Source organism: Bizionia sp., from assembly GCF_048259285.1.
In the GTDB taxonomy this organism is placed as follows: domain Bacteria; phylum Bacteroidota; class Bacteroidia; order Flavobacteriales; family Flavobacteriaceae; genus Algorimicrobium; species Algorimicrobium hallyeonense.
On record NZ_JBLXHU010000040.1, the window covers coordinates 1 to 18,232 of the forward strand.

Below are 18,232 nucleotides of genomic sequence, written 5' to 3' on the forward strand. Positions count from 1 at the left end.
ACGTTTTTATAAATTTAACAATCTTTAGCTTAATTTAAACGTAAACCAATTACTACTAATACAATAGTTTGATTGTAAACAAAGAAGTAGATAAGCAATCCAGTCATTTCGACTGAAAGGAGAAATCACATTGTTATAATACTTTAAATACTAATGCTTTATACTTTATCCTGAGTTTACTAAAAGTTTATTGTAAAGAAAATTATTTTAATAGTTTGCTTTCTGTAATGAGATGTCTCCCGTTGGTCGACATGACTGTAATACTCCGAATTCCAATATTTAGTACTGTTCTAAGTTTTATGGGCTTAACAAAAAGGGATATAAATGGAGTGCATTAAATCCAGTCATTTCGACTGAAAAGGAGAAATCACATTACTATAATACTTTAAATACTAATGCTTTATACTTTATCCTGAGTTTACTAAAAGTTTAATGAGATGTCTCCCGTTGGTCGACATGACTGTTTAAATTTGTTACTTAGAACCAAAAGAAAGGAATTAGAGTAGTGGTTGTAAATATTCTATTTTACATAATATAAATTATAGTGCAAAATAACTAGATTATCGTCCTTGAAAATACCTAAAAAAAACCTCGTTTGTAAGTATTTACTTTCACAAAATGGAATAAAACAATTTAGAAACAGGATAAAGTTAGTAACAAAATTTATTATAAAGTTAATTACCAATTGTTTATGACTTAAAATGTGTGAAAAATAATATGAAAAAGTCGTGAAAATCAGCTTAAATATAATTTTTTACATTTTCACAGTCTTGTTGTTAACAAATTTAAAGATGCAATAGTGATACTTTCTGCCATTAACTTGAAATATGATTTTTGATCTCTTCACCTTGATTTTTTTATACTGGTCAAACAAATAACTAATATCAGGTTTGGTGAACTTTTTAATAGAATTATTCTTCTTCCTATTTTCGAATAAATTATTTGGAGATGAATCAACCAACTTTAGGAAGCTACTATTGTATGCTTGTATCTTTTCTTCTAAAATATTTTTTAATCTGTTTAACGTAGATAAGTTTTTTTTATCATAATAAACATTTATAACATCCTCCTCCATTCGTTTACCATCAGTATATGTTTTTACTCCAGCGCCCAAGTTTCCATAAAGATCTTTAAGAAGGTTTGTTTGAAATTTATCAAACCAAACTTCTACATTCCCCTTATCCTTAGGATTTCTAACACGCGCCTTTCTAACTACTACTCCATATTCTTCAATTAAGGCTTCAAAATTTGTGAATAAGATTGAATGGTAAGAAGAGTGGTTGTCAATTAATAATTGTCGAGGTATAACTTCATTTTTATTAAAAGTGTTACGTATTGCCTCCAGTATCAAAATCGTATTTTCAACCTCACCAAAACTATATCCAACTATTTTTCTTGAGAATTGATCCATAACAGCACAAACCCTTAAAAATTTTACCTCATTACCACTCTTATAGGGGAAGTTTACCTTGCATGTATCACATTGGTATTGATCCCCTATCTCTCTAGTATTTACTCGACTTAAATAAGGTAATAATTTATTTTCTGCATACTTATTTCCGTATCTGATACTATCTGCCCTATTCTTAAATTCTAAATCATTACATATGTTTCGAACAGTACTCTCTGATACTTTGTTTAAACTTCTATGTCCAAGTTCAGTATTTACATATGTTGTAATTATGGAGATGGAATAACATTTTTTTCGTACATAGTAGCTTTTAATAATTCCCTTTATGATAGGTATAGCTTTATAGGGTTCTCGACCATTTATTCTAAAATTATGTACTAGTGTTTCTGGAATTCCTTTTTTGTTGCAATCATTTATTTTTTCATAGAAATACTTAAGGTTTGAAGTTTTAAAAATTGCTTTAGAAAGTTTCATATAGGAATAAAACATATCTTTCATTGACCAGATATTTCTATCCTTACACTTTAATATTAAGGCTATTACAGCATGAGTCTTAGAGTAAAGAACAATTTGTTCACTATCTGTAAAATAATCTTTATAATGTGGAACATACTGCACCCAATACGTCTTTTGAAGCCATGTTTGTTCCATGATAAAATCTAATTCCCGATTTGTTACAGAATTTAGCTTTTTAGGTAAAGAGCTATTCAAGATTTTTTCTAAGTCTTCTTCTTCACTCGGTAGATTATGTTTTTGCAGATGTTTAAGTGGAATACTTTTATATTGAATAAACTTTTTCTGGCTTTTTGAATCTTTATGGGTAATAAATGCCAAAGAATCTCCATTTCTATACTTTGAGATCAGGTTATTTAACGTACCTTTATTAAAACCATTCTCTATTAAGAAGGTAAATGAAACATATATATACCCATCTATTTTTTTAATTATAGGAGATTTCATAAATTATTAATATTTTTAATTAGAAAATTTTTATATTAAAAATTTTAATAAATGCTTTATTTATAGCATGTTATATAACTAATATAATAAAAATATATCGTTTTAAGTTATATTTTAAATGAATATAGGAGAAAAAATAAAAGCATTAAGGAAGCAGAAAGGAATAACTCAGACTGAACTTGGAAAAAAGTGTCAGATTTCTCAAGTCCAAATTGCTAGGTATGAAAATGGTGTAAATAGACCTTCACAAAAGGTGTTGAAAAAGATTGCTTCCGGAATGGAGGTACCAGTTAACTTTTTTGATGACATCTATTCAATAAATGATGATACTCTAGATGCTGAATATGATAGGTTAAAAAAGGTCTTAGTGAAAGATGAATATAAATTTGTCCTATCAAAAATATTTAATTCACTATATCTCACATGTCAAGCTGAAATGTCATTAAATGATGATTAAACTTGTGTACAAGATGACGATATTATAAATTTTTAGTACACATAATAGCTCCTACTTTTTAGGCACCCTCTATATAGTTTTTAAAATCTTTGGGATTAAAATCATATCTTTTAGCAAGGAATTCAATTAATCTATTGCCTCTAATTTCAGTACTGTTCAATGCTATTTGTTTAATATTTTTTAATTTATAAATGGATTCTAAAGCTTCTAAGTATTTAGTTTCCATCATATTTCTATCCAAAACTCTAGAGATAATAAAATAGTGATCATCTTTGTAAGATAAATTATCTAAATTCACGTCCCAAAACATTGTACTTTTTTTGAATAATTCAAATACAGTCTTAGCTTTTTTATTTTTATAATTATACAGTCTCACATATTATATATAAGTATACAATTTAAAATTAATACATTTATTTCATAAAAAAGCTGCCCGATAGGACAGCTTCCTTTGCTAAATGTGTAAACAGCTATTATAAACAAGATATAGAGTACATAACTGCTAACTAAATGTGTATTCAAATGTAGCATTGGTTCCATTTAAAAACATACATCCATCAAACAATAAAATACAACATTCAAACATTTTATGTAGCTCTAAGCAACTATTAAGACTAGTTCTTTATAAGAATCAGCTTGTATGTTGTTTGGATTTTGTAATTTTTATAGTCATTAAATCGATATTTTTATAAATATCTTTTATACTCCTTTTTTCTATTTCAAATAAATTATTAAAAATGGCAACTTACAACCTTAAAATCAACGGAAAAGATCAACAAGTAGATGTTAGTGCTTCCACGCCGCTATTATGGGTGCTCAGAGATCATCTTCAATTAGTAGGTACAAAATTTGGATGTGGTATAGCGCAATGCGGAGCATGCACCATTCAAATTGAAGGTATTGCAGTTCGTTCTTGTCAACTACCGGTTTCAGCCGTTGGTGAACAAAAAATAACTACCATTGAAGGTCTATCTGAAAATGGAGACCATCCTGTACAAAAAGCATGGATAGAACACGATGTCCCCCAATGTGGTTACTGTCAGGCAGGACAAATTATGTCTGCCACTTCTCTACTAAATCAAAATCCAAATCCTTCTGATATAGAAATAGATGAGGCTATGAATGGGAATATTTGCAGATGTGGAACATATACACGAATAAAAAAGGCAATTAAAACTGCTGCTAACTCAAAATAATAAGAAAATGGCAACTGTTAAGACAACATTAGGAAGACGATCTTTTTTAAAATCCTCCGTATTGGCTGGTGGTGGCATGATGCTTAGTTTCAGTTGGTTTGCGGGCTGTGAAATCCCAAATAGAAAAGAAGCTGCTACAATAGAAATGCCTGAAGAATGGTTTGAATTAAATAGTTATATAAAAATTGGAGATAATGGAGTGGTAACACTTTTTAATCCTAATCCTGAATTTGGTCAAAATGTAAAAACTTCCATGCCGATGATTCTTGCTGATGAATTGGATGTCGATTGGAAAAATGTAATTGTAGAACAAGCTAACTTTTATCCTAAACGTTACGATAGACAATTTACTGGCGGGAGTCAGTCTATTCGTCAAGGTTGGAATATTTTGCGTACCGCAGGTGCTACCGCCAAAAGAATGCTTGTTACTGCTGCTGCCCAACATTGGCAAGTACCAGTTAATGAAGTTACAGCAAAGGCAGGAATCCTTTACCACACCGCAACAAATAAAGAAATTTCCTATGGTGAAATAGCTTCTCTCGCAGCAATACAGCCTATTCCGGAAGAAGTAGAATTAAAAGAAATTAAAGATTTTAAAATTATAGGAACCTCCAAAAAAAATGTTGCTGGAACAGAAATTGTCACTGGTAAACCTATGTTTGGAATTGATTATCAAGCAGAAGGCATGCTAATTGCCATGATAATCCATCCTCCTGCTTTTGGAATGAAACTAAAAAAGTTTGATGCTACAAAAGCCAAATCGATGCCTGGTATTAAAGATGTATTTAAAATAGATACCTTAAAAAGTGATTACGCAAGGAATTATTTTGACACCACAACTTTTACCGAATTAATTACAGTAGTTGGTAATTCCACATGGGAAGTCATGCAGGCCAAAAAAGAAGTGGTGGTCGATTGGGAGCAAGCTCCAGAGCATACTTTTCAAATGGATGCTAGAGGAAATAAAATAGCTATAAATGTTCCAGCAGGTTTGGAAAGTACTACTGTTCATCAAACTAAAATGAACCAGTACAATAAAAAACCTGGAAATATTCTAAGAAAAGACGGAGATCCGGAAAAAGCGTTTAAAAATGCTGCTAAAATATTGGAACGGACGTATTCTGCCCCATTTTTAGCACATAATACCATGGAGCCTGTAAATTGTTTTGCCAATGTTTCTGCTGAAAAAGCTGAGCTTTATGGCCCAATTCAAGCTCCTGAATTTATCATAGGGACATTATCTGAACGGCTGAAACTCCCTAAAGACAAGATTCAAATTAATTTAGCCCGTATGGGAGGTGGTTTTGGACTTCGGGCTTATGGACACCATATGATTGAAGCAGCAGTTATTTCTCAAGAAATGAAAGCTCCCATTAAGATGGTTTACACACGTGAAGATGATATGTCTTACGGAATTTACAGACCTTCTTACACAGCGACTTACAAAGCCGCCATGGATGAAAATAACAATCTCATTGCATTTCATGTAAAAGCAGGTGGGATTCCTGAATCACCACTAGCTCCTAACCGTTTTCCTGCCGGGGCGATAGAAAATTATTTGGCAGAAGCCTGGGAAATTCCTTCAAATATTACCATCGGGGCATTTAGAGCTCCTAGGTCTAATTTTATTGCTGGAGCTGAGCAGTCATTTTTAGACGAACTTGCAGAAGAACTTGGGAAGGATCCAATTGAGTTTCGTCTAGAACTTTTAGAAAGAGCTAAAAATAATCCAGTTGGAGAAAATAACGATTACGATCCTGAACGTTATGCCGGTGTTATTAAGTTAGTAAAAAGCAAGTCTAATTGGGATGAGATAAATGATAAATCAAGAGGCTTTTCTGCCTATTTTTGCCATAATACGTATGTAGCCCAAGTTTTAGACCTTGAAATAGAAAATGATAAACCCAAGGTTAATAATGTGTATGCTGCTGTTGACTGCGGAATTGTTGTTAACAAAGATGCTGCCAAAAACATGGGAGAAGGTGCTATTATTGACGGTATTGGAAATTCACTTTATGGTGAACAAACCTTTAAAGATGGGGTTCCACAAAAACTCAATTTTGACCGTTATCAATTAATAAGAATGTCTGAAGCACCAAAGTCTATTGAAGTGCACTTTGTTGAAAATGAACATAACCCAACAGGAATGGGAGAACCTCTTTTCCCTCCTATTTTTGCTGCAATGGCAAATGCTTTATACCGTGCAACAGGGCAAAGGCATTACCAACAACCTTTTATAATTGAGAAAAAAATTATAGGTTAAAAAACTTATAACTATTCAAACTAACTAGAAAAACCGTCTATCCGACGGTTTTTTTAATAGTATACTTTAGAATACAATTTATAAACAGACCATATCCATCAAACAATAACATACAATATTCAAACATTTTCTATAGGCTTGGGGGGTGGTATCCATATGTTTCTTAAAAAAATTACTAAAATGTGTAGCCTCTTTAAACCCTAAAAAATATGCTACCTCGGCAATGTTCCAATTTTTTTCTCTCAATAAATACGTAGCTTTTTGTAAAATACGTTCGGCTATTAATTGAGTTGTTGTTTTTTGAGTGCTAGTCTTCAACACCCGATTTAAATGATTTACATGAATATTTAATACTTGAGCAAAATCAGCGGGAGCTCTTAGATTCACTGGTTTTCCAAATTCTTCCTTGGTAGAATACTCATTATCTAAAAGTTCAAAGAATTCATTTGATATTCGCTGACTTGCAACACTTATATTTTTATATGTATCTAAATTATCTTTCATCTATAAAAACTTAATCCGCCGCAACCAAGTCATTATTTCTTCTTTTACTTTGATTTTTTTATCGCCTTTCATTACAAAATAAATTCCGTCTCTTTCAATTCCTCCTTTGGTAGAAAATCCTTCTAAAACCGTTGCGTTTGGACACATTTCTTTAACTGTTTTAAAACTACTTCCTACTCCATATCCTGCATTTGTATTGAAAGGAATTACTGTTTTGCCACTCATATTATATTTGTTGAGAAAACTCTTCATTGGCGGTGGTAATTGCATTCCCCATGTAGGAAAACCTACAAATACTTTATCATATTGATTGAAATTATCGATACGTGTTTTCAATGGTGGTAGATATCCCGATTCGTTTTCTTTTGCCACTTGTGCCACTATAGAATCGTAATTTTCAGGGTAAGGTTCTTTTAATTCGAGTGCTACCAAATCCCCACCTACTTCCTTTTGGATAATTTCTGCTACTTGTTTGGTATTGTTGGTTCGAGATAGGTATACAATCAATAGCTTTCCTTTCTCTTTTTTTAATTCTTGAGCAATACAACTACAAAAAAACACTGGGACTATTGTCAATAGTAGAAGAAAACAGGTTTTTAATGTTTTATCCATGTTTGTTTATTTATAATTGCTGAATCTTTATTTCTACTTATCTAATCCTTTTTCTTGAAGCCATGTAGACATTAAATCTGCTATTTCCACATTATTTAAATCGCTCATCGGAAAATGTGTATTTCCTTGAATTCCTTCTTCTGGTAAGTGAATAAGCGTAACATCTCCTCCGTGTTTGTTTACCGTTTCTTTCCATAATTTAGCCATCGATAGAGAGGCACGCCATTGATCTTCCCCTGGGATTTCAGATGTTTCACCAGGAATATGATCCCCATAAAAAATAACGATAGGAAGTTTTGTCAATCGCTTAAATTCCGACATAGGAACTTCTGAGGCTTTCAGAGCTCCACCGAGATAAGAAATAGGCTCAGGAACTTCCCCTTCAGGAAAAATAAAGTTACTTCCAGGTTCAAAAGAAACTACAGCTTTAATATTATTATTTTTTAGTGCTGTTAACCACCCCATTCCACCGCTATGTGAATGAGTTACTAATATTCCCGATCCAATTTTATCGAAGAGTTCAGCTACTGCTTTTACATTTAAATCGATATTTAAAGGGCCTGTATCGGGTGTCATTTGTCTAAAAAACTGATTCATAGCTTCAGGGTCTTTTGAAAATTGAACATTTGGGTAAAATTCTGTTCCAATACCTAGTCTAAAAATACCAAACCACAATTGATCGTTGGTAGCTGCCGAAATTGTAGTTGGTTCGGTACTTTGTGCTGCTAATCCACGCCGAGGCTGATCTATAAGATACACAGGAAAGTTGCGTCTTAAAAATAATGTTTGAAACCCCTCTCTCCCATCGGGAGTTGTTTGCCAAGTTTTCATCGATTGCCCGTATCCATGCCAAAATACAAGTGGAAGTTTTTTAGGGGTAGCTGGTATTTGATACCATACAAAAGCATGATCTCCATGAAGGGTTTGCCCCTCTTGACTTTGATTGGAAGGATTAAAAACACCGTGTTTAATAGGATCAAAAGTACCCGGACTTGTTTTAACAGTCCCTCCTACTGTAAAACTGCCTTGCTTTTGGATACTAATATTTGTATCATCAATTTTAGTACTGGTCGCCTCTTTATTTTTTGGTTGGCATGAAACAATACACAATACTGCACCAATCAACATAAGCGTATGAAGCCTTACCCTAATCTTACTCGTTTTCTTTTTCATATAAATATTTATTTTTATTATCTGTTATTCATAAAAAGCTTTCTTGATAACATCCAATCTTGCTTTTCTTTCATCTAAAGAACTTCCTGCCGATCCATCGTGTCTAATTTCAAAAACTTCGTTGTTTTTTGGATCATGAACAGGCCATTTTGGTAACCCCTCTCCATTTGGATTCCCTGTTTTAGCGAAGTTTGTCCAATAGGTATTCATCATACTGGCAACTTTTTTGTCATTTGGGGTAACTACAAAACCATTTCTTTCCATAAGGTTATCAAATACATAAGGAATTTCCGATGCATGAGAGGCTCCAAATCGCATACGTTCCTGCATAGATTCTGCCACATAAGAAAAAAGATAAACGTAAGCAGGAATACCTTCTGAAACAAAAGCATTTGCAGTGAAACGCGCAGGCTCTGCCCAAACTTTATCGGTATTAACCAAGGTCAGCATTCTTGCAAACTCGGTTGATCCATCTGGATCATAGGCTTTGGATGCCTCATTTTTATAATCCCCGAACATAGATAATAGTTCTTCTTTTGAATTGGCATTCACAAATCCTGCTGGTACTTCAGCACTGTTAGAACCAATAATTATGGGTACTTGGGTTTGTGAATTATCTTTGTATGAACTTTCGGCAGTTTCTATTACTAATTTTCCATCTAAAATAGGTCCTGAATAGGTAGGAACACCTCCCGGACCATCAGTTTCCTGACCGCCATCAATAATCTCTCCCACACTCAAAGAACGAAGCTTTTTCAAAGCATTGGCATCCGTTTTTTCTATTTTATGCCTATGAGCAAAATTAACTCCAATGGTTTCTGCTGAAATTGGATAATTTGAATCGGCATTTTCTTTATCAATGGGTCTTCCAGTTAAAACCCCATCACGACCACCTCCAGATTCAATAATTGCTTTATGAAATAGTCCTTTAGCCTCAGGGATTGTTAATAACGAATGTACTGAAACGCCGCCAGCCGACTCTCCAAAAATTGTAACGTTAGCAGGATCTCCGCCAAAATTAGCTATGTTTTTTTGCACCCATTTTAAAGCAGCAATTTGATCCATATATGCGTAATTTCCTTTGGCTTCATTTGGATGTTCATCACTTAATGCAGGAAAAGCAAAGAAACCTAATCTTCCCAAGCGATAATTAAAAGTAACAAGAATAACATCCTTCTTCGCAAATTTCTCACCCGAAAACCCAGGACTAGAACCACTACCAAAAACAAAAGCTCCGCCATGAATCCATACCATCACCGGTAGCTTGCTTTTATGATTAACCGAAGTGGGTCTCCAAATATTCAAGGACAAGCAATCTTCTGATGAACCTTCTCTGATAGCCCCTGGATTTGGCGGATATGAAGCCTGAGCACAATCTGAACCGTACTTACTTGCGTCCAATTCTCCTTTCCATTTCAGTGCTGGTTGAGTTGGTCGCCATCTAAATTCTCCAACAGGTGGCGCTGCATAAGGAATCCCTTTAAAACTATCTACACCACCTTCGGTAACTCCTCGTACAATACCAGACACTGTTTCTACTTTTGGATACCCCTGCTGTGCTTTTACGGTATAACTATATATAACAATTAATATGGCTATTATTTTTTGAATTTTCATGGTAGATGGTTAATGACTATTACTATTTTTTTGTTCGTTTTCCCCAATAAATTATTAGGATAAATATATTTTCATTGCGTTATATTACTTCAAATTTTAATGTTCAATTTGATGGGAATCCCGAACACTACTAAAAGTTAAATCGAGTAATTTCCAGTCTCCACTTTCTTTTTTGTAGATTTCGGTTACCGTAAATTCGTTTGACACTTCATTTCCTCGAACTACAGCCAAAAGTGTAATCCGATTCCACAGAATTACAGTTTCCCCAAAAGTTTCTATAACCACATCATGAACGTCTGCTTTTTTATACCAAATACTCCCCGTTTTAATAATTTCTAATTCTCGTTCCTTTTTCCAAGAGCCACTCATATGTACAAATCTTGATTTATCGTCAAAGAGCTTTGCAAGTTCTTCCACATTTTTATTGGCCATCCACTCCCATTTCTTTTTAGAGAGTTCTTTTATTTCTGTTTCAGTGGTATTTTGAGCCAAGATTGGTGAACTTGTAAGGATTAAAAAAAGTCCAATAACTAATGTTCTCATAATAAGTTGTTTTAAATTTTCTATTTTTAATTAATTCCCTGGTCGCTCCATTAGTTTTACAAAAGATAAATTGGCTAATTTCCAATTCCCATCAATCATTTTATAAACCTCGGTTACCATAAACGGATTGGTGACTTCGTTGCCGCCAACTTCTGCCAATAAGGTTATTCGGTTTAAAACAATGGCGGTATCTTCTCCTATTATATCAATAGTTACTTCGTGGATGTCTGCTTTTTTATACCAAATACCTCCGCTTTTTATAATGGCAAGTTCTCTATCTGTTCCCCAAGCACCTCCCATGTGGACAAATTGTGCGTCTTTATGAAAAAGTTTGGTTAGTTCCTCCACATTCTTATCGGCCATCCATTGCCATTTTTCTTTGGAGAGTTCTTTTACTTCTGCTTCTAGAGCATTTTGTGCTAGAATTGGTGTACTAGCAATAATTAAGAATAGGGTAACAATAAATGTTTTCATAATGATTTTGATTTTAAAGTTTGGTGATATTTGTTTATTATTTTCCTACGCGTTCCTGCAAATGTTTTGGATAGCGATCTCCTTGTACTTCTACTTTGGCAAAGGCATTATCTATTTCAAGAATAGCTTCTGATGATAAATTAATGGCCGCTGCACCAATATTCTCTGTTAATCGATGTGATTTTGTAGTTCCAGGAATGGGTGCTATCCACGGTTTTTGTGCAAGTAACCATCCTAAAGCAATTTGTGCTGGTGTTGCATTTTTATCATTTGCTATTTTTCCCAATAAATCTACCAATGCTTGATTGGCTTTTCGGTTTTCTTCACTAAAACGTGGAACTATGTTTCTAAAATCACTTTTATCAAATGCAGTCTCCGAATTAATTTTTCCAGTAAGAAAGCCTTTCCCTAGGGGACTAAAAGGCACAAAACCGATTCCTAATTCTTCTAATGTTGGGAGAATCTCTTTTTCAGGCTCACGCCACCAAAGCGAATATTCACTTTGTAAGGCCGTAACCGGCTGTATTGCATGTGCTTGTCTAATGGAAGCTACACTGGCTTCCGAAAGTCCAAAATGTTTTACTTTTCCTTCTTGTATTAAATCTTTTACCGTCCCAGCTACATCTTCCATGGGTACATTGGTATCCACCCGGTGTTGGTAGAATAAATCGATGACATCGGTTTTTAAATGTTTTAAAGATTTCTCGGCTACTTCTCGAATCCTTTCTGGGCGACTGTCTTGCCCTTGACTTGAATCGCCGTTTTTAAATCCGAATTTAGTAGCAATTACCACTTCTTTACGAAAAGGAGCTAATGCCTCCCCAACAAGTTGCTCGTTTGCTGCTCCATATGCTTCAGCAGTATCAAAAAAGGTAACGCCTTGTTCATATGCTTCACGGATCAATTTAATTGCTTGGTCTTTATCGGTAGCAGGACCATAACCAAAGCTAAGTCCCATACATCCTAAGCCTAGAGCCGAAACTTCCAAGCCATTAGTTCCTAATATTCTTTTTTTCATGTTTTTCTTTTTATTTATCGCCTGCTAAATATTCTTCATCTGTTACAGGTGCTAACCATTGTGTAGGTCCTTTTTCTCTTCCTGTAATGGCTATCTGTATAAATTCTTTATCAGCACTTGCGCCATGCCAATGAGGCGTATTGGCTGGACATTTTACCACGTCTCCTTTACGTAATATTCTTTTTGGACTCCCTTTTTCCTGATAATACCCAACACCGCCAGTTGCCAATAAAATTTGCCCGCTTGGATGCATATGCCAATTGGAGCGTGCTCCAGGTTCAAACGTAACATTTCCAACTCCATTTCGGTTTATAGTATCTGCTCTTACCAAAAAAGTTAACCAGGCAGTACCTTTAAAATTATTATTTGTAATCTTTTCTCCTTTTGGATAAAGTAAAATTGTATCTTCAGTATTTTTATCATTAGGGTTACCGCAGGATGCTAATCCTACAAGGATACATGCTACTAAAATTGATTTTATTTTCATTTTTTTTTGTTTAAATATTCAATTTTCTTTCACTTAACCATTGTACTTTCTCGGGGTCTCTATGATCAAAAAACAAACTTTCTTGGGTATCTAAAGATTGGATACTTGCCATATCTTCAGCAGAAAGTTCAAAATCAAAGACATTGAAATTCTCTTTCATACGTTCTTTTCTTACTGTTTTTGGAATCGCAACAATATCTCTTTGTAATAACCAACGAAGAATTACCTGGGCTACAGATTTATTGTATTTAATACCGATAGCAGACAATATTTCATTGTGAAAAATATTATTTTTCCCTTCTGCAAACGGCCCCCACGATTGAATTTGTGTATTGTTTTTTTGAAAGAATTCTTGTGTATGGATTTGCTGATGAAACGGATGCGTTTCAACTTGATTAATAGCTGGTGTAAAACCACTATTCACAATTAAGTCTATAATTCTATCAGGGTGAAAATTTGCAACTCCAATAGCCTTTATTTTACCTTCATGATACAATTCTTGCATAGCTCTCCAAGAACCAAATACATCTCCATATGGCTGATGGATTAAATATAAATCCAAATAATCCAACTGCAATCTTTCCAATGATTTTTGAAAAGCCACCTTCGTATTTTCATAGCCCGTATCTTGCACCCAAAGTTTTGTCGTTATAAAAAGTTCTTCCCTATTAATTCCACTGTTTATAATGCCTTTACCAACGGCCTCTTCATTCATATAAGAAGCTGCTGTATCGATTAAACGATATCCAGTTTCAATGGCCTTTATTACCGAATTCTCACATTCTAATGGGTCAGGAATTTGGAAAACTCCAAAACCCAAAATAGGCATTTCAACTCCATTATTTAATGTTATATTATACATGTTATTCTTTTTATTTTTACTTCATTTTCATTCTTAAAGATACTCTTGGTAAAAATCCACCAGCTTAGTTACGGCTTGCTTTACATATTCCGGTTTCCAATAAGTTTCTATATGTGTAGCACCATCAATAAGGAATAACTCTTTGTCTTTTGCATTGGAAGCTTTTGCAAATGCTTCATCTGTCATATATTTAGTATCTGCTTTACTACCCGCTATCATTAATAAAGGCTGATTAATTAAATCCATATCGGTAGCCGCATCCCAAGTCATAAGTTTAAGTAAACTACTCCTAGTGTATAAAAAGGTAGAGTTTGGATGTGCATGCGTTCTATAATAATATTCATACCCTTCTCTGTATAAATCTGTTTTAGTAGTTACTATTTCCTTATCGGTAACGCTTGCAACACCTGCATAAATAATTTCTCCTCCGGCAGCTTCTTGAGCACGAGCATCACTAGCTTGTTTTAAACGCTCTTGAATAGTGTTTAACTGAGAATTCTGAAATCCGTTACGTCTTACTTCTCCAGAATTAAACATGCTCAAGGTAGCAACCGCTTTGAAACGCTTATCAGATTGCGTCGCTTTTAGCGTATATCCACCTCCTCCACAAATCCCAAAAGCACCAATGCGATCAGGATCAACTCCAGGGAATTGAGCTATAAAATCGGCCATACCTTGAATATCTTCCGTACGATAATATGGGTTATCCGTATGGCGAGGTTCTCCTCCACTTGCTCCTTGGTAGGCAGCATCTGCAGCAATAGTTATAAAGCCAGCTTCGGCCAAATGTTGAGCATACAATCCAGCTGTTTGCTCTTTAATCCCACCATTAGGGTGCGCAACTGTAATAGCCAAATACGTATTCTCTGGATTATAATTAGCAGGCGTATAAACATTAGCAGCTATCTCTAATCCATTTAACTTATAGGTTACAGGATGGATATTTACTTTCCCTTTTACATTTTCTGTAATTGCCCCTGCATACACTAATGTAAATGGATTTTGTTTATATGTTTCTTGAAGCGGAGCTACTTCTACAGTACTTTGTGCCATGATACTATAATTTACGGTTAGTAAGCTTATAAAAATCAATAATTCTATTCTTTTCATCTTTTAAATTTTCATAATTAATTCTTTTCCAATAATTTAATTATTTATAGGGGATATTGGTCAATACCTATTAAATGCCCATTATGGGCTTCCATTACTTATTATTCTTTAGATTGTAATAATTCCTTCAATACTGTTTCTGCAGCTGTTCCTTCTTGCCTGCCAACATGTTGCTTAATTATTTTAGTAAAATCTTGAAGTTGCTCTGTTGTCCAACCTTGGATTAAACAAATATTCATATGTGAGCGCAACATGGGTTCCGCTTTTTGTATACTGGCAATAACAGAAATAGTTACCAGTTCTCTTTCTTTATAGGTAAGTACATCACGTTCAAAAAGGTCTGCAAACAAATGTTCTTTTAAAAAGATTTCAATCTCAGGAGAAAATTTAGCATATCCTTTTTTAGGCCCATCGAGTGTTGTACCCACCAATTTGTCAAGGTTCGTTTTTCCTCTCGCGTATTTATCTCTACTATCTGTTATTGGAGAGGCTTCTGTCCCCCATACATCTTCAATTCCTTTTGCCTTTCTATCGTCTAGCACTTTAATAAAAGTTTGTAATCCCCTTATACTTCTTGGAAAACCACAGTAGGCATATAAATGGACTATTGCCTCCTTTATTTGATTTACTGTTAAGCCATTATCCAAACCATCGTTAAGCACTTTCTCTAGTTTCTTTAGATCCCCTTTTGCTGTATAAGATGCTACCAATACCAATGATTTCTCTTTTTCGGTAAGCGTCTCTTGAGATAAAATTCCTTCGCAAGCATTTAGAGACTGAGTACTTCCCACCGCCAAAAAGAAGATAGAAAATACCGTTAAAATTTTAGAAATATGCATGTCTTATTTATTTTATGTTTGTAATTTCGATAGTATTGTTTGTATTCATTGCAAATATCCGAACACATTAAGCCTGTTTACGTATACCAATTACTGTTATACTAACACGGATTACTGTTTTACACTATCTAGTTGATTTTAAATGAATAACAAGCAGTATCTTTAACAAAAAATTATAAATATGGAAGATATCATCACCTTCAATACGATAAAACAATACTGCGATTTTAACAATAACAAAGCTTTGCATCCACTGGTTGGGATTATAGATTTATCTAAAGCCGAACTAAGACAATTTACCCGTTTTCGATATAATTTTTATGTAATCTTTTTTAAAGAAATAAAATGTGGGGATCTCCGCTATGGCTGTAATTATTACGATTATGAAGAGGGAACCCTTGTGTTTTTAGCCCCGGGACAGGTTATCGGTGAAAATAAACCAGAATATTACCAACCGAAAGGCTTTGCTATGGTTTTTCATCCAGATTTTATTCTTGGAACTTCGCTTGGTCAGCGTATGCAGGAATATACTTTTTTTAATTACGAAGTAAATGAAGCTTTGCACCTTTCTATACCCGAAAGGGATATGATTAAAGATGTTTATGCAAAGGTAAACCATGAATTAGAGCAACTTATAGATAAACACACCAAGAGTTTGGTCATCTCTAATATCGAGTTGTTTTTAAATTATTGTGTGCGGTTTTACGATCGGCAGTTTATTACTCGAACCAATGCGAACCAAGATATTATAGCTCGTTTTGAGAAACTGCTAAACGACTATTTTCATTCCGACAAGGCTGAAAAACTTGGCTTACCTTCCGTTGCCTATTGTGCAGAACAATTGTTTATCTCCCCTAATTATTTAGGAGATATGATAAAAAAAGAAACAGGAAAATCTCCTCAGGAACATATACAGCTAAAATTAATTAGCATTGCTAAGGAACGCATTTTTGATCCCTCCAAAAGTATCTCTGAGATAGCTTATGAACTAGGTTTTAAATACCCTCAACACTTTAGTAAAATGTTTAAAAAAGTTACAGGAACAACCCCCAATGATTATAGATTGATGAATTAATTTTTAAAGTTCCAGTTTTTAAATTGCGAATTACTTCTATTTAAAGTGAATTCCAGATTTTAAATTATTATTTGTGAAGATAATAATGGTTTTAAACAATTATTCATAAGTGGTTACAAGTAATTATTAAGTGTATTGCCATGTTCTAGAATTTAAATTGAGGATAACAGTTCTTTAATGATAAACCGCCGTGCCTTTGTAGGATTTGGCTACGACGGTTTAATTTTTATCATAATAACATGAATAAAACTACACACAAAAAATGTGTCGTGCAAACTTGTACGGCAAAATCCCAACAAAAAAGGTCAAAAAGGTTCATAATACAACAACGGGAGAGATTGACTACTTTAAAGAAGATGGAAGCCGTTTAATTAGAGAATATTTGGTAGGCGAATTATTAGAGGGTGCACCTGCAAATCATTATTATTCGTAATCATCTTAACAGCGTTTAATTGCGTAGCTTATGCGTACTGGTGGATATATCCAAAATGATTTTATTAAAGGGAATGCCATTATTTTAATTGTCTATAATGATGGCGGTAAGAAATGGTATAAAACTGGCAACAATAGACGTTTGTCTAAGGTTGTCGGTTTCTTTCGTTCTGTAAATGGTTTTAAATACGGGAAAGTGTTTTCTTATGATAAAAACAATAAAACTGTTGGTAATAAATTGTTTTGGTTTAATTTAAATAGTAATGGTTATATTTGATATATAAACTATTATTATCGATGATAAAAAGATTAACTAATAACATCGTTCTGGTGTTATTTATCCTATCACTATCTTATATTTTTTGTTATAAAATTGTGTTCATAAATGTATATGAATTATTCCCTAAAGCATATGAAGTAGGAATTATATTCCAAAACTTAATGTATTCAATTTGTGCTTCTTGTATCTTTTATTTTTTTGTAGTTTATATAAGAAGAAAACAGGAAATAAATCGTTTGAAGCCTAGTATAAATCAAGTTATAAAGCAGTATCAGAATAGAAGAGATGTAATTGTATATGATTTAAAGAATGCTACTGATATTAATGTTTCAGAAAGTTTTCCAACTGATTTAGAAGAGTTAAAACTTGTTTTAAAGGATATAGATATCTGTAAAAGATATGGATTTGCATATTTATACTCTGTGGTTCATATACATCCCAATAATTGGTATGAATATTTTAAGATAATATTTAAATTAGATACAAGAGATTCAGATATTTTATTTAAACACAGTGATTACTTAAATTCTGAAATGATAAAATTAATTAATGAAGTTCAAACTTCTTCTTTTAAGCATCTATTGAATGCGTATCATTTACAAAGTAATACACACGAATTTGCAAGAGAATTTCATAAACTAGCTGAATTTTTACATACTTACCTTAAGCAATTGAATGAATTTGAAAGTAATTCTTGGGTATAACTTAATAATTATAAATTGAAAAGAAAAGACTATATCATACTCATATGGGGATTAATAATTGCAGTTATTGCTCCTTTTATATCTGATATATTAAGAGGTGTAAAGCTGTTTACTTCTTTGAAATGGATTTGGTATAATATTTTTGAATTTAAGATTATGATATGGCAACTTATTATTATAATCTTACTTTTATTTTTGATATTAACTTTTATTGA

At 33.3% G+C, this 18,232-nt stretch carries 21 protein-coding genes; 8 read left to right on the top strand and 13 right to left on the bottom strand.

The window, feature by feature from the left end:
* Positions 1-754: 754 nt before the first annotated feature.
* Complete coding sequence (locus ACN0QX_RS13350; RefSeq protein WP_417197645.1) at positions 755-2,371, bottom strand: DDE-type integrase/transposase/recombinase; 1,617 nt, start codon at positions 2,369-2,371, stop codon at positions 755-757.
* A gap of 118 nt (positions 2,372-2,489) precedes the next feature.
* Here ACN0QX_RS13350 and ACN0QX_RS13355 point away from each other — a divergent pair, with 118 nt between their 5' ends.
* Positions 2,490-2,828, top strand: coding sequence for a helix-turn-helix domain-containing protein (locus tag ACN0QX_RS13355; protein ID WP_417197647.1), 339 nt, complete (start codon positions 2,490-2,492; stop codon positions 2,826-2,828).
* 58 nt (positions 2,829-2,886) lie between these two features.
* Here the strand turns inward: ACN0QX_RS13355 and ACN0QX_RS13360 are convergent, their stop codons facing one another.
* Complete coding sequence (locus ACN0QX_RS13360) at positions 2,887-3,138, bottom strand: DUF6922 domain-containing protein (RefSeq protein WP_417197679.1); 252 nt, start codon at positions 3,136-3,138, stop codon at positions 2,887-2,889.
* Positions 3,139-3,565: 427 nt separating this feature from the next.
* On the opposite strand from ACN0QX_RS13360, the gene ACN0QX_RS13365 reads away from it, so the two are divergent.
* Together ACN0QX_RS13365 and ACN0QX_RS13370 are read left to right on the top strand one after the other, a co-directional pair.
* Positions 3,566-4,024, top strand: coding sequence for a (2Fe-2S)-binding protein (locus tag ACN0QX_RS13365; protein WP_417197649.1), 459 nt, complete (start codon positions 3,566-3,568; stop codon positions 4,022-4,024).
* A gap of 7 nt (positions 4,025-4,031) precedes the next feature.
* On the top strand, positions 4,032-6,287 hold the full coding sequence (locus ACN0QX_RS13370) for a molybdopterin cofactor-binding domain-containing protein (protein ID WP_417197651.1): 2,256 nt from the start codon (positions 4,032-4,034) through the stop codon (positions 6,285-6,287).
* Positions 6,288-6,365: 78 nt separating this feature from the next.
* On the opposite strand, the gene ACN0QX_RS13375 is transcribed toward ACN0QX_RS13370, so the two are convergent.
* The 11 genes from ACN0QX_RS13375 to ACN0QX_RS13425 form a co-directional block, all read right to left on the bottom strand.
* The gene (locus ACN0QX_RS13375) at positions 6,366-6,791 is read right to left on the bottom strand and encodes a helix-turn-helix domain-containing protein (protein WP_417197652.1); all 426 of its coding nucleotides are present in this window, start codon (positions 6,789-6,791) and stop codon (positions 6,366-6,368) included.
* A complete protein-coding gene (locus tag ACN0QX_RS13380) occupies positions 6,792-7,403 on the bottom strand; it encodes a flavodoxin (protein WP_417197653.1) in 612 nt (203 codons plus the stop codon).
* 33 nt (positions 7,404-7,436) lie between these two features.
* Positions 7,437-8,576, bottom strand: a complete 1,140-nt coding sequence (locus ACN0QX_RS13385; protein WP_417197655.1) for an alpha/beta hydrolase — start codon at positions 8,574-8,576, stop codon at positions 7,437-7,439.
* 24 nt (positions 8,577-8,600) lie between these two features.
* The gene (locus ACN0QX_RS13390) at positions 8,601-10,193 is read right to left on the bottom strand and encodes a carboxylesterase/lipase family protein (protein ID WP_417197657.1); all 1,593 of its coding nucleotides are present in this window, start codon (positions 10,191-10,193) and stop codon (positions 8,601-8,603) included.
* A gap of 96 nt (positions 10,194-10,289) precedes the next feature.
* Positions 10,290-10,736 carry a nuclear transport factor 2 family protein gene (locus ACN0QX_RS13395; protein WP_335587240.1) on the bottom strand — a complete coding sequence of 149 codons (447 nt, stop codon included), beginning with the start codon at positions 10,734-10,736 and terminating at the stop codon, positions 10,290-10,292.
* A 30-nt stretch (positions 10,737-10,766) separates the two neighbouring features.
* A complete protein-coding gene (locus ACN0QX_RS13400; protein ID WP_417197659.1) occupies positions 10,767-11,210 on the bottom strand; it encodes a nuclear transport factor 2 family protein in 444 nt (147 codons plus the stop codon).
* A 37-nt stretch (positions 11,211-11,247) separates the two neighbouring features.
* Entirely contained in the window at positions 11,248-12,228 is a 981-nt protein-coding gene (locus ACN0QX_RS13405) for an aldo/keto reductase (protein ID WP_417197661.1), read from the bottom strand.
* Positions 12,229-12,238: 10 nt separating this feature from the next.
* On the bottom strand, positions 12,239-12,715 hold the full coding sequence (locus tag ACN0QX_RS13410; protein ID WP_417197663.1) for a cupin domain-containing protein: 477 nt from the start codon (positions 12,713-12,715) through the stop codon (positions 12,239-12,241).
* A gap of 10 nt (positions 12,716-12,725) precedes the next feature.
* Positions 12,726-13,577, bottom strand: coding sequence for an aldo/keto reductase (locus ACN0QX_RS13415; RefSeq protein ID WP_417197665.1), 852 nt, complete (start codon positions 13,575-13,577; stop codon positions 12,726-12,728).
* A 33-nt stretch (positions 13,578-13,610) separates the two neighbouring features.
* On the bottom strand, positions 13,611-14,687 hold the full coding sequence (locus ACN0QX_RS13420; protein WP_417197666.1) for an alpha/beta hydrolase: 1,077 nt from the start codon (positions 14,685-14,687) through the stop codon (positions 13,611-13,613).
* A gap of 101 nt (positions 14,688-14,788) precedes the next feature.
* Entirely contained in the window at positions 14,789-15,526 is a 738-nt protein-coding gene (locus ACN0QX_RS13425; protein WP_417197668.1) for a carboxymuconolactone decarboxylase family protein, read from the bottom strand.
* Positions 15,527-15,707: 181 nt separating this feature from the next.
* On the opposite strand from ACN0QX_RS13425, the gene ACN0QX_RS13430 reads away from it, so the two are divergent.
* The 5 genes from ACN0QX_RS13430 to ACN0QX_RS13450 all read left to right on the top strand — a co-directional run.
* On the top strand, positions 15,708-16,601 hold the full coding sequence (locus ACN0QX_RS13430) for a helix-turn-helix domain-containing protein (protein WP_008614916.1): 894 nt from the start codon (positions 15,708-15,710) through the stop codon (positions 16,599-16,601).
* Positions 16,602-16,863: 262 nt separating this feature from the next.
* Positions 16,864-17,034, top strand: a complete 171-nt coding sequence (locus ACN0QX_RS13435; protein WP_417197671.1) for a hypothetical protein — start codon at positions 16,864-16,866, stop codon at positions 17,032-17,034.
* 30 nt (positions 17,035-17,064) lie between these two features.
* Complete coding sequence (locus ACN0QX_RS13440) at positions 17,065-17,310, top strand: hypothetical protein (RefSeq protein WP_417197673.1); 246 nt, start codon at positions 17,065-17,067, stop codon at positions 17,308-17,310.
* Between the two features lie 20 nt (positions 17,311-17,330).
* Complete coding sequence (locus ACN0QX_RS13445) at positions 17,331-18,017, top strand: hypothetical protein (RefSeq protein ID WP_417197675.1); 687 nt, start codon at positions 17,331-17,333, stop codon at positions 18,015-18,017.
* A gap of 15 nt (positions 18,018-18,032) precedes the next feature.
* The coding region (locus tag ACN0QX_RS13450; protein WP_417197677.1) for a hypothetical protein at positions 18,033-18,232 on the top strand (200 nt) is incomplete at its 3' end.

What these genes read in the sequence shown, in the direction of transcription:
- ACN0QX_RS13395 (WP_335587240.1), bottom strand. Translation starts at nt 10,736, where the DNA reads ATGAGAACATTAGTTATTGGACTTTTTTTAATCCTTACAAGTTCACCA.
- ACN0QX_RS13430 (WP_008614916.1), top strand. Translation starts at nt 15,708, where the DNA reads ATGGAAGATATCATCACCTTCAATACGATAAAACAATACTGCGATTTT.
- ACN0QX_RS13375 (WP_417197652.1), bottom strand. Translation starts at nt 6,791, where the DNA reads ATGAAAGATAATTTAGATACATATAAAAATATAAGTGTTGCAAGTCAG.
- ACN0QX_RS13385 (WP_417197655.1), bottom strand. Translation starts at nt 8,576, where the DNA reads ATGAAAAAGAAAACGAGTAAGATTAGGGTAAGGCTTCATACGCTTATG.
- ACN0QX_RS13355 (WP_417197647.1), top strand. Translation starts at nt 2,490, where the DNA reads ATGAATATAGGAGAAAAAATAAAAGCATTAAGGAAGCAGAAAGGAATA.
- ACN0QX_RS13365 (WP_417197649.1), top strand. Translation starts at nt 3,566, where the DNA reads ATGGCAACTTACAACCTTAAAATCAACGGAAAAGATCAACAAGTAGAT.
- ACN0QX_RS13405 (WP_417197661.1), bottom strand. Translation starts at nt 12,228, where the DNA reads ATGAAAAAAAGAATATTAGGAACTAATGGCTTGGAAGTTTCGGCTCTA.
- ACN0QX_RS13380 (WP_417197653.1), bottom strand. Translation starts at nt 7,403, where the DNA reads ATGGATAAAACATTAAAAACCTGTTTTCTTCTACTATTGACAATAGTC.
- ACN0QX_RS13390 (WP_417197657.1), bottom strand. Translation starts at nt 10,193, where the DNA reads ATGAAAATTCAAAAAATAATAGCCATATTAATTGTTATATATAGTTAT.
- ACN0QX_RS13415 (WP_417197665.1), bottom strand. Translation starts at nt 13,577, where the DNA reads ATGTATAATATAACATTAAATAATGGAGTTGAAATGCCTATTTTGGGT.
- ACN0QX_RS13420 (WP_417197666.1), bottom strand. Translation starts at nt 14,687, where the DNA reads ATGAAAAGAATAGAATTATTGATTTTTATAAGCTTACTAACCGTAAAT.
- ACN0QX_RS13435 (WP_417197671.1), top strand. Translation starts at nt 16,864, where the DNA reads ATGTGTCGTGCAAACTTGTACGGCAAAATCCCAACAAAAAAGGTCAAA.
- ACN0QX_RS13445 (WP_417197675.1), top strand. Translation starts at nt 17,331, where the DNA reads ATGATAAAAAGATTAACTAATAACATCGTTCTGGTGTTATTTATCCTA.
- ACN0QX_RS13350 (WP_417197645.1), bottom strand. Translation starts at nt 2,371, where the DNA reads ATGAAATCTCCTATAATTAAAAAAATAGATGGGTATATATATGTTTCA.
- ACN0QX_RS13370 (WP_417197651.1), top strand. Translation starts at nt 4,032, where the DNA reads ATGGCAACTGTTAAGACAACATTAGGAAGACGATCTTTTTTAAAATCC.
- ACN0QX_RS13425 (WP_417197668.1), bottom strand. Translation starts at nt 15,526, where the DNA reads ATGCATATTTCTAAAATTTTAACGGTATTTTCTATCTTCTTTTTGGCG.
- ACN0QX_RS13440 (WP_417197673.1), top strand. Translation starts at nt 17,065, where the DNA reads ATGCGTACTGGTGGATATATCCAAAATGATTTTATTAAAGGGAATGCC.
- ACN0QX_RS13410 (WP_417197663.1), bottom strand. Translation starts at nt 12,715, where the DNA reads ATGAAAATAAAATCAATTTTAGTAGCATGTATCCTTGTAGGATTAGCA.
- ACN0QX_RS13400 (WP_417197659.1), bottom strand. Translation starts at nt 11,210, where the DNA reads ATGAAAACATTTATTGTTACCCTATTCTTAATTATTGCTAGTACACCA.
- ACN0QX_RS13360 (WP_417197679.1), bottom strand. Translation starts at nt 3,138, where the DNA reads ATGTTTTGGGACGTGAATTTAGATAATTTATCTTACAAAGATGATCAC.